Source organism: Aquimarina longa SW024 (genome assembly GCF_001401755.1).
GTDB classification, from domain to species: Bacteria; Bacteroidota; Bacteroidia; order Flavobacteriales; family Flavobacteriaceae; genus Aquimarina; species Aquimarina longa.
Genome location: NZ_KQ474110.1, coordinates 1 through 10,383, shown reverse-complemented (window position 1 = coordinate 10,383; position 10,383 = coordinate 1). Strand labels below are relative to the sequence as shown.

Sequence of the window (10,383 nt, the reverse complement as noted above, 5' to 3'; positions counted from 1 at the left end):
CGTTGTAGCACATTATGAACAACCAAATCAATATGAATCGTATTCTGATAATTTCCCTCATCCTCTTAGTCGGACTCGTAAGTTGTAAAAATTCTGAAAAGACAATTGACAAGCTTCAAATTGCTGAAAATTATTTCGTAGCGCTTAATGAATCAAATACCGCCAAAATGGAAGATTTATTAGCTGACAGCTTGATAACCACAATCCCGAAATATAAATATGAAGTGAGATACTCTAAAAATGACTACTTGAGGAACTGGTTAAAATGGGACTCGCTTTTTGAGCCAACTTATAAAGTGCTTGAAATAAATATGGAAAATGGTACTGTCATAGCAAAGGTTTCAAAATCGGACAAAAGAATTATTTTCTTTATGGGAAAGCCATTTGTCACAAATGAGATTCTAAGATTCCAAGATGATAAAATAATTGAATTAGAAACAGAGTACATAAATTTCGACGAAGAAACTTGGGGAAAGAATAGAACTGAACTTTTAAATTGGACTAAAGAAAATCATCCTGAACTCAATCTTGACCTTAATATTAATATGCAAACTGAATCTGGAGGAAAGAAATTCTTAAAGGCAATTGAACTGTATGAAAACGAAAAATAACGTGCTACAACAATATATATGTGATCATAGCAGCTTAGTAACGAATCGAAAGGTTGCTGTATTTTTGGTAAGGCGCAATGCTTGCAGAATGTTAAAGTTAGCAATCAATGCGCAGAAAAACCTAAAAGCAGGGTAACATTTTGCTCTGCTACGACACATATATTAAACGTTAGCATTCATTAAAAACAACACAGAATAAATGAACGAACATATTTTAAAGAAAGCTTTTGACAACCATTTTGAAGCATCTATTGAGGTTTGGAAAGCTTTTGCTGATTTATGTGAAGAAGTTCATTTTAAGAAAAATGAAAAAATAAAAGAAGTTGGTAAAACTGCTAAATACGGATACTTTTTAATTAAAGGCTCTTGCGGTTTATTTGTTTGGAAAGAAAATAATTTCATTTGTACAGATTTAATTCTTGAGAACAATTTTTTTGCAGACGATATTTCTTTACTAAGTGGAAAACCATCCCAAATAGAAATAGTTGCATTGGAAAATTCAACAATACTTCAAATTAGTAAATCGAATATTGACTTATTGAAAAAGACACCAATGGGTAATATACTTTTTCTTGCTGGAGAAGAAAATTCTACTATTGAAAAGCAAACACAGCAAATAGAAATGATGACACTAACTGCTGAAGAACGTTACCTTAACTTGATGAAAAATCGTCCAGAAATTATACAAAGAGTACATCAAAAACATATAGCTTCATATTTGGGTATAACGACACAAAGTCTTAGTCGAATTCGTAAAAATCTTCTTAAGTGATTTGTTGCCATACGGTAACTTTGTTGGCATATCTCTATCATAATTTTGTACTTATCTAAAAGTTAGAATTATGAAAAAAATAGTAATCACAATCTTATTATCAAGTTTTTCCATACTTAGCTATGCTCAAAACGAACAAACAATTACAAGAAAAGGATTCGTATTTGGTACATCAATAGGGGTATCGAACTCCATACAATCATTTCCAAATAAATCGCAAAACGATACTGATTTTGGATTAGATTTAAAACTAGGTTATATGATAAAACCTACTCTTGCTATTTTACTCACTTCAAATGTATCTGGTTATGATTATTCAGGTATAGGTAGAACTAGAAAGAGAGACTTTGGAGTATTAGCTCCCGCTGTTCAATATTGGTTTAAAGAACGATTTTGGTTATTGGGTGGTATTGGTTTAGGATTAGACGCTCCTGTCTTTTTTGATATTAAAGACCCTGAAATTAATAAAGAAGAAACCGAGTATCATAGTGGATTAGGTATTGTAGGAGCAATTGGCTATGACATTTATCAAGGGAAGAAATTTGCGATTGATTTGAAAGCAAGAATGACTTACCGAAACGTAAATACTACAGAAGGTAAAACAAGTGGAATTTCTCCTGCTTTATTAATTGGAATCAATTTTTATTAATTTAAAATAGAATGATAAGTAAAAAAACGGCTGTGAAATTGATGATTGGACTACTCTCGATAGTTATTCTTTTCCATCTATGTGTCCTTTTGGGGTTAATATCCTATGAAATGGTGTGGGCAGGAAAGTTAAATTCAAAAGAAGAAATGTATGTATTTGAAACAGTTTCAATACTTCTAAATGTTTTTTTGATAATTATATTTTATGTTAAACTTCAGAATATTAAAAAGAGTGTAAAAAATAGAATAGTCAATATCATTATTTGGGTATTTATATTCCTCTTTGCTCTAAATACAATTGGAAATATTTTTGCGAAAAGTTTGATTGAACAATTCCTAGGTACATTACTAACATTTATTTCTTCAATTTTATGTTGGGTAATTGTAAAGAAGGAAAATAAACGAAATGCTAACACTGTATAAAAAACATAGGGCAGTTGGTGCTAAAATTAAACATTCTTTTCTTTATATTTGGCTTAGTCACACTAAGAAGCTTAGTGCTAACCACTGCCCTACGTTTCTTATACGTAACGTTAGCACCAATTTAAAAACAGCACTCTGAAATTGATAAGACTTTCCACATTTGAAAACAGAAAATTTGACACAATAAAAAATATAAGTCAAGAAATTTTTGACGAGATTCAACTCGATTCTGAAATAATTAAAGTTGCTTATACACAATTTGTTATTTTCAAAAACCTTCAAATGAACGGAAATGAATATTCCAAGTTTTTAGAAAAAATATCGGACTTGCATATTGGAACAGTTGACATTAAAAAAGTCCATAGCCAAGAATTATTATTCCAAGCAAATAGAGTGATTTTAAATCTATTATCTTCCTTTAAATTTTTTCTCGATAATGGAGAAGCGCATTTAAAAAGAAAATTTGGAAAAAACTCTGATGTTTCAAAAGAATATAGAGAGTTAACCAGTTTTGAATTTGATAATGTTTTTGCTTACCGATTTTTAATAAAATTGCGAAATTATTCTCTTCATTTAGGCTTCCCTTTACAAGGATTAGAACTTAAAGCCGAAAAGAATATTGAAACGCCAGTTAAAACAACTGGAAATCTACAATTGTCAATTGACCTTGATTTAATTAAAAAAGAGAAAAGCCTTTTAGGTAAAATCGTTTACGACGACATTAAAAACCTAAAAGATGATATTGATTTAAAACCATTGATTGTAGATTTATCTTCTTCGATATTAAAAATTCAAAAATTTATTTTCATTAAACAAAAAGAAGAAATTGAAAATGCTATTACGAATCTAGAAACTTTTGCTGGAAAATATAAAACAAAAACTAATGACATAAAAGTATTTAATAATTTGGAGAGAAATGGAAATGAAGTTACTTTTAATGCTTATCATATTCCATTTGAAATAATAACTGAATTTAAACGATATATAAAAAACTGGTGCTAACAATGTATATAGTTAATACGTGTTTAGTGCTTAACAAAAAGTTTTGTGTATATTTACTAAGTCCGTCAAATCATTTTGATTTGACTTTAGAATAAGAAAAAATAAAGGCAAACAAAATGTTTTGCCTCGTGCTAAATTGAAAGCCCTCGACTTTCTATTCCCGCACTAACAATACACGTAACGTTAGGGGGCATACTCCAACTCTGAAGAGCAATCCGCAATCTAAACTTTAAACGGAATTTAGGGCAGTCCATTTTTGCAATGGTCTGTGACCGATCCAAAGTAAAAAAGCGATGAAAAAACCACAAAAATGGAGTGTTTAGGAGCAAAACGTGCTAAAAAATCGCTTTTTTAGGGTAAATCACGAAAAGTTAACGGAATTAAAGCCTGTGATTTTCTGGTTTGGTAAGTAATTGATCCAAAGGCAGCAAAGTGATCGCAGGGGGAAATACAATTATTGAGGAACAGCAACGCAAACAGATATCACTTTACTGCGGTGTATTAGCAAAGTTTAGGCCTGTAAAAGTGGTACGCCCCATAACAAGCTGTATGAAATCAGGGCAGTTATGGTGTGCCCAAAGGTAGTTTTATGTTTGCAATGGCGCTAATTTTTAATAGGTTTGTAAAAAAGAAATCAAAAACAAGCGCGGCTGGATCGAATGGGCAAGGCTATTTTGCAAGCCCCGATTCATACAGTCAGCGTTAGCTGCAATAATATGGATCAACTAAATAATTATGCGGACAGTAGATTACTAAATGGATGCATCTATTGCGGAGGTCCGCCAGAAACAAGAGAACACGTACCATCTAAATGTCTTCTTGAACGTCCATACCCAACAAATTTAAATGTTGTGGGTTGTTGTGAATCTTGTAATCAAAGTTTCTCAAAAGACGAACAGTATTTTGTGTGCCTAATTGAGAGCGTTCTTTGTGGATCGACTGATCCCGATAAAATTGATCGCCCTTCTGTTGCTAAAATTTTGAAAAAGACACCAGCCTTACGACAACGTATTGAAAATTCTAGACGAAAAATAGATGGTCAAATTGTTTTTGAACCAGAAATTGAACGAGTGAATAATGTAATGTTAAAATTAGCGAGAGGTCACGCAAGTTATGAACTAAGTCAACCTTGTCGATCAGACCCCGATCATTTCTGGTGTGGTCCACTTCTAACTCTTCCAAAAGAAGATCAAGAGACTTTTAATTCAGTTCATTTTCAACAGAATTTTGGAGAAGTAGGATCTCGTAATATGCAACGCCTGCTTGTTACACAGATGATCGTAAAATCGGAGGATGGTAAAGAAAAAAATATAAGTATGGTTATTAACGATTGGATTGATGTTCAGGATGATTTATACAGATTCATTGCTATAGATGATATGGGAATGTTAATAATTAGAATTGTTATTGCCGAGTATTTTGCCTGTGAAGTTGCTTGGGAAATTTAGAAAAAAAAGCAGCTAACAATGTATAAGAAAACATAGGGCTTTGTGGCTTAATTGAAAGGTCTGTGTTTATTTGTAAAGTCGCCAAATATAAAATTTGGCATTTACGAAAAATGATAAAAGCAAAATATTTATATTTAACTTAGTACCAATCCGAAACGTATCGCTTATCACCTGCCCTACGCTTCTTATACTGAACGTTGGGTACAATTATGACAAAAACCATTTTTCATAACGGAGAATTTGAAATAAATGGAATTTCCATACCTGAATTTGAATTAAAAAATGGAAATCTTATCCGAATTTATATTCCAAATTTTGATAGAAAATTTGTGCCATTAGGTTTCGACCTAACAATTGAATTAACAAAACGCTTTCAAAATCAACAACCAGATTTTCCATGGGCAAAAAACTATCAACAAGGGACATTAATGGAATTAATAAATCCTTTGACTGTAAATAAATACCTGATCTACAAAATGCGGATTGACAAATTGAAAGCGCAAAGAATCGCGGAAGAGATCGGAATTAATTTAAAAGACAAATTAGGGCTTTTAAGTTTTACTAATAGAAAAGCTCTAATAATAAAAGCTCTATTTGACAAAAACGATAGTATAATTTTAGATTATTATGGAGTCGATGCTAATGGAATTGGAATTTTAGAAAGTTTAGTGAATTCGGAAATAGAAAATGGTAAATCAGCTATTGCATTTGACAGATTGGAATTTAAAGCTGACAAAGAACCTTTTCAAAATATTATCCCAATAGAAATAAAAAACTGTACCCAACACAATATATGTGATCATAGCAGTTAGGTGATCAATCGAAAGGTTCTTGTATATTTGGTAAGGCGCAATGCTTGCAAAAGAAAAAAGTTAGCAACCAATGCGCAGAAAAATCGAAAAGCAAGGTAACATTTTGCGCTGCTACGACACATATATTAAACGTTATGGGGCATACTGTAGCTCTGAAAATCAAAACGCAACGTCTGACAAAACTCGCTCGGATGGACTGATAATTTTTGCAGAGGTCAGTGTCGAATCCAAAGGAAAAAAGCGATAAAAAAAACACAAAAACGGAGGGTTTCGGAGTAAAACGTGCAAAAAAATCGCTTTTTTAGGCTAATTACGATAAAACTGACAAAAAAGGAGTCTGTGATTTTTGAGTTTGGTTAAGGATAGCTTCCATGGCAGCAAAGCGATCGTGTGAAAATAACAACATATTGAGGAATCATTACGCAATCAATCATCGCTATGCTGCGGTTTACTTGCAAAGTGTAGGCTTGTAAAAATGGTACGCCCCATAACACGGTGTATAAAATTATGGCAAGTTTTGGGAGGAATCGAAAGGTCATTTTCTGTTTGTAATGGCGTTAAATTTTCATAAGTTTGAAAAAGATATAAAAACAAACGCAGCTAGGAGTTATGGTTTGAGTGTATTTGCGCTGCCACAATTTATACACGCAGCGTTGTGCGTCATTTGAGTAACAACTAAAAAAATGATATGAAAGTTGAATTAACAAGAAGTGAAGTAAAGAATCGATAAATATGATATTAATAAACAAAACACAAAAATATTAACAAAATGAGAGCACAAATAATAAGACTCATAACTATCATATTATTTACAAAAATCGCAACAGCACATGCACAAAGTATAGAATTTACTACTTCAAAAGAAATAGACGACACCATAACATTAAAAATTTGGACAAAACGAGCTAATGAAAATACAGTCTGGATTGACTTCAATAATAACAAGCAAAAAGATGACCATGAACATGTTCACTTGCAGCCAGATAACTGGAATTTATCACGTGCTCATGCAGAAATAAAATTTCCTTTAAAAAGTCAAGAGTTTCGCGTGTATGGTAAGATTACAAGGTTAGTATGTAGTTCACAAAAAATCACGAAACTATCTATTCTTCATCCTTTTTTGAAGTATTTAGATTGTTCTTATAATCTATTAACAAAATTAGATGTCACCAAACAATCACTCTTGGAAATATTAGAATGTAATCATAATCAGTTGACTGAATTGGATATTTCTCAAAATACAGAATTATGGCATTTAGAATGTTATAATAATCAGTTGACTAAATTAGATGTTTCTCAAAATAAGGAATTAGACGAGTTAGATTGTGGTAGTAATCAATTAACTTTTTTAGATGTTTCTCAAAATACAGAATTAAATAAATTAAGATGTTTATATAACAAATTAACACAATTAGACTTATCACAAAACACAGAATTATATAGGTTATCTTGTCGTGGTAATCTTCTCAAAACAATAAACCTTTCAAACAATCTCAAATTATGGGAATTATGGTGTGGACAAAATAAATTTAGCAGTTTAGATATTTCAAATAATAGAAAATTATACGAATTAGAATGTAGTGATGTTCCTTTATTAACACAGTTAGATATTTCTCATAATACAAAATTAAGTGATTTATATTGTGATGGAAGTCCTTTAATTAAGTTAGACATTTCAGATAATAAAGAATTATCCGAACTAACTTGTGATGACAGGTTGTTACTTAATTCACAATTTACATATTTTACAACAACTCAGGGAGAACATATAATAACGGCAGAAAGTGGACTAACCGTTCGTGAACGACCAACAACCAAAAGTCAGAGATTAGGGAAACTTGAATTTGAAGAAACTATTCTGGCAAAGAAAACAAACATACCATTTGAGGTGGAAGAAATTAATGATTACTGGTATGAAGTCGAGTATCAAGGTAATACAGCATATGTTTTTGGTGGTTTTTTAACAAAAAACTAATTATCAAACCATTACATCATAAAAAATAACGAAAAGTAAAAACGAACGCACAACAAGGGCTATAATTAATACGGGGTTAACTGTTTAATATATAAAGCTGGTATATCAGCCAATACCGCCAAATCTTTTTGATTTGGCTTTATAAATGAAAAGATAAAACAAAATAAAAAGTTTTGGCTAAGTGCTTAACCGAAAGTTCACTACTTTTAATTCCCGTACTAACCATAGCCGAAGCCGTTGCCAGTAATCCCTCATAGCTCCCAAAACCCTTTAGTACTATGCTAACGAAGTCTTATTTTTACACTCTAAATAATTTAAGCTCTTTGTAAGGCCGTTTTTTAAAGTGTTGCTACTTTGTGTAAGCACGTGCGCAATCCTGGTTGAAATGTTTGCCATTTAGTACATTGGCGGCCTAAATCTTAGGACCCCGTTCAGAATATTTCTTTTTGCCTAAAGCACATTTCCTTAGAGCTTTTAAAATCGTAAGTTATGGAACAACAAATGACATTAGAAATCGTAAACAAAAATGCTGCTGGTATTGATATTGGTAGCCGTCGGTCAAAAAAGTCTGATATTAAAGAATTTGGAGTATATAATGAAGATTTATACGCTCTAGCAGATTGGCTTAGAGAACATAAGATTACCTCAGTAGCTATGGAAAGTACAGGTAATTATTGGCAAAACTTACACGCTGTTTTAATTGCCAATGGATTTGAAGTTACTCTTTGTAATGGAAAGTTTACCAAAAATATAAAAGGAAAAAAGACAGATGTAATTGATTGCCAATGGATACAAAAATTGCATGCTTTGGGATTACTTTCTTCAAGCTTCTTACCCGATGAAGACACAGAAATATTAAGAACTTTTACCAGACATCGTTTAAACCTAATCCAGCAAGCTGCTGCTTCATCAAAAAAAATGCAAAAATATCTAAGGCTTATGAATATAAGATTAGATGTTGTAGTGAAAGATATTGTAGGACTTACAGGATTGAAAATTATTACAGCTATTTGTTTGGGAGAAACAGATCCTAAAAAACTAGCTAGTTTAAGACATTATAACTGTAGAAAAAGTGAAGAAGAAATAGCTAAAGCTTTACACACAAACCGAAGAAATGATTATTTGTACGCATTAAATGATGAATTGGATACATATAACTATTTACAAGAAAAAATTAGAAAATGTGATGATCAAATAGCTTTGAAAATTGATGACATCATTGGTAAAGATCCTGAAAAAAAAGAGCATCATATAGATAAGAAAAAGCATAAAAGAATCAATAAAAACACTCCAAAAAATATTGATATCAATCTTAAATCTTATCAAATCTTCAAAGGAATAGATTTATTAGCAATAGAAGGAACGAGTTACAATACAGCACTCACCATAATGAGTGAAATTGGATATGAAGGTATTCATAAGTTTAAAACAGCTAAACATTTTACATCTTGGCTCAGATTAGCCCCTAATAACAAAGTAAGTGGAGGAAAAGTATTATCCAGTAAAATAGGTAAAGGAAGTAGTAGACTCAAAATAGCTCTAAGAAATGCTGCAAATGCGATTGGAAATTTAAAAGATAGTACTCCGCTTAGAGATTTTTTCCACAGAATAAATTTTAGAAAAGGAAGAGTCTCAGCTATTACAGCAACTGCTAGAAAACTTGCTATAATTATCTGGAATATGATTGTCAAGGCTAAACCATATCAAAATCCAGAAGGATACTTATACCTTGACCAAAAAAGAAAACTTGGACTCGTCAAAAGAATTAAAAAACAAATTGATAAATTTGACATCAAACTAGAAGATCTTGAATTTAAAACTCCCTGATTTTCAATAAATAAAATTGACGTTAGTCAGAATTATCAAAAAATATGGAAAAAGCAATTGGTATTTTAATACCGATAGAAAATGATTATGTAGAAAGCCCAAATATTATCTATTCTGATGAGTTAAATTCTATTTGTTTCCTAACTGATGATGAAAAATATGGACGAATAACTTTTGACAAGTTAGATTCTCTAAAAGTATGTAGAGGTGAGTATATTCCATATGAATATGACTGGAAAGAAGATGAACCTTATTTTTGGGTTTATAAAATCGAAAACTCTAAATGGCTAAAAGAACGATATGAGTATGAAAAAAAACATTACGAGGATTGTTATGGATTTGGAGGAGACATAAATGAAATGTTAACTGATTTCAGTCATTACTTATTCAAATTTCATGATGAGTTTATTGAAGTCATATCTAGAGGATTTTGGTTTGAAAAAAATGAAAAAACTTTAGTTAACAGACCTCTTTCTGACAATCATCCTGCCCTAAAATTAAACAGTGACAAGAATGAAATTATAAATATAAATGGCACTAATTGTAAAATAGTACGAAATGAACTTTCAATCCAAGAAATAAAGGCTAACAGCGAATTTCATCAACAACGCCTATTTGAATTTTACAAAGAAGATTCTAATAATAAATATTCTGAAATATTTACATTATTTATATTTCAGAGAAATCAAGAAACGAACAGTTGTTTAAGTGGATTTTTCGGGAAAGAAATATTTGTAAAAAAAGGAATAATGACAATAGAAGAAATAAAGCCTTTCCTTGAAAAGGAAATAGTATAAAAACTACTTACAACAATTTGTATATTGCATATGCCTCCTTCGGCAGGCAAACGCAATATACAAGAAAC

10 protein-coding genes are annotated in these 10,383 nt (G+C 31.2%); all 10 read left to right on the top strand.

Going from position 1 to position 10,383, the window contains the following annotated elements; genetic code table 11:
• Positions 1-32 precede the first annotated feature (32 nt).
• The 10 genes from N456_RS23035 (at position 33) to N456_RS22990 (ending at position 10,315) form a co-directional block, all read left to right on the top strand.
• Positions 33-611 (top strand): nuclear transport factor 2-like protein, encoded by a 579-nt coding sequence (locus tag N456_RS23035; RefSeq protein ID WP_062062814.1) that lies wholly within the window; start codon positions 33-35, stop codon positions 609-611.
• Positions 595-747, top strand: coding sequence for a hypothetical protein (locus N456_RS24700; RefSeq protein ID WP_158447959.1), 153 nt, complete (start codon positions 595-597; stop codon positions 745-747). Before N456_RS23035 ends, N456_RS24700 begins: the two co-directional genes overlap by 17 nt.
• Positions 748-810: 63 nt before the next feature.
• A complete protein-coding gene (locus N456_RS23030) occupies positions 811-1,383 on the top strand; it encodes a Crp/Fnr family transcriptional regulator (protein WP_062062811.1) in 573 nt (190 codons plus the stop codon).
• 70 nt (positions 1,384-1,453) lie between these two features.
• Positions 1,454-2,032, top strand: coding sequence for a hypothetical protein (locus N456_RS23025; RefSeq protein ID WP_062062809.1), 579 nt, complete (start codon positions 1,454-1,456; stop codon positions 2,030-2,032).
• A gap of 563 nt (positions 2,033-2,595) precedes the next feature.
• A complete protein-coding gene (locus N456_RS23015; RefSeq protein ID WP_062062807.1) occupies positions 2,596-3,456 on the top strand; it encodes a hypothetical protein in 861 nt (286 codons plus the stop codon).
• A 980-nt stretch (positions 3,457-4,436) separates the two neighbouring features.
• On the top strand, positions 4,437-4,904 hold the full coding sequence (locus N456_RS24135; protein WP_148639428.1) for a hypothetical protein: 468 nt from the start codon (positions 4,437-4,439) through the stop codon (positions 4,902-4,904).
• 209 nt (positions 4,905-5,113) lie between these two features.
• Complete coding sequence (locus tag N456_RS23005; protein ID WP_062062802.1) at positions 5,114-5,716, top strand: hypothetical protein; 603 nt, start codon at positions 5,114-5,116, stop codon at positions 5,714-5,716.
• 769 nt (positions 5,717-6,485) lie between these two features.
• Entirely contained in the window at positions 6,486-7,691 is a 1,206-nt protein-coding gene (locus N456_RS23000; protein ID WP_062062799.1) for a leucine-rich repeat domain-containing protein, read from the top strand.
• Between the two features lie 489 nt (positions 7,692-8,180).
• Positions 8,181-9,518: an IS110 family RNA-guided transposase gene (locus N456_RS22995; RefSeq protein WP_062062797.1), complete on the top strand. Its 1,338-nt coding sequence runs from the start codon at positions 8,181-8,183 to the stop codon at positions 9,516-9,518.
• Between the two features lie 44 nt (positions 9,519-9,562).
• On the top strand, positions 9,563-10,315 hold the full coding sequence (locus N456_RS22990; RefSeq protein WP_062062795.1) for a hypothetical protein: 753 nt from the start codon (positions 9,563-9,565) through the stop codon (positions 10,313-10,315).
• Positions 10,316-10,383 lie beyond the last annotated feature (68 nt).

Coding starts and splice junctions, on each gene's coding strand:
- N456_RS23035 (WP_062062814.1), top strand. CDS start 33: ATGAATCGTATTCTGATAATTTCCCTCATCCTCTTAGTCGGACTCGTA.
- N456_RS24700 (WP_158447959.1), top strand. CDS start 595: ATGAAAACGAAAAATAACGTGCTACAACAATATATATGTGATCATAGC.
- N456_RS23030 (WP_062062811.1), top strand. CDS start 811: ATGAACGAACATATTTTAAAGAAAGCTTTTGACAACCATTTTGAAGCA.
- N456_RS23025 (WP_062062809.1), top strand. CDS start 1,454: ATGAAAAAAATAGTAATCACAATCTTATTATCAAGTTTTTCCATACTT.
- N456_RS23005 (WP_062062802.1), top strand. CDS start 5,114: ATGACAAAAACCATTTTTCATAACGGAGAATTTGAAATAAATGGAATT.
- N456_RS23000 (WP_062062799.1), top strand. CDS start 6,486: ATGAGAGCACAAATAATAAGACTCATAACTATCATATTATTTACAAAA.
- N456_RS22995 (WP_062062797.1), top strand. CDS start 8,181: ATGGAACAACAAATGACATTAGAAATCGTAAACAAAAATGCTGCTGGT.
- N456_RS22990 (WP_062062795.1), top strand. CDS start 9,563: ATGGAAAAAGCAATTGGTATTTTAATACCGATAGAAAATGATTATGTA.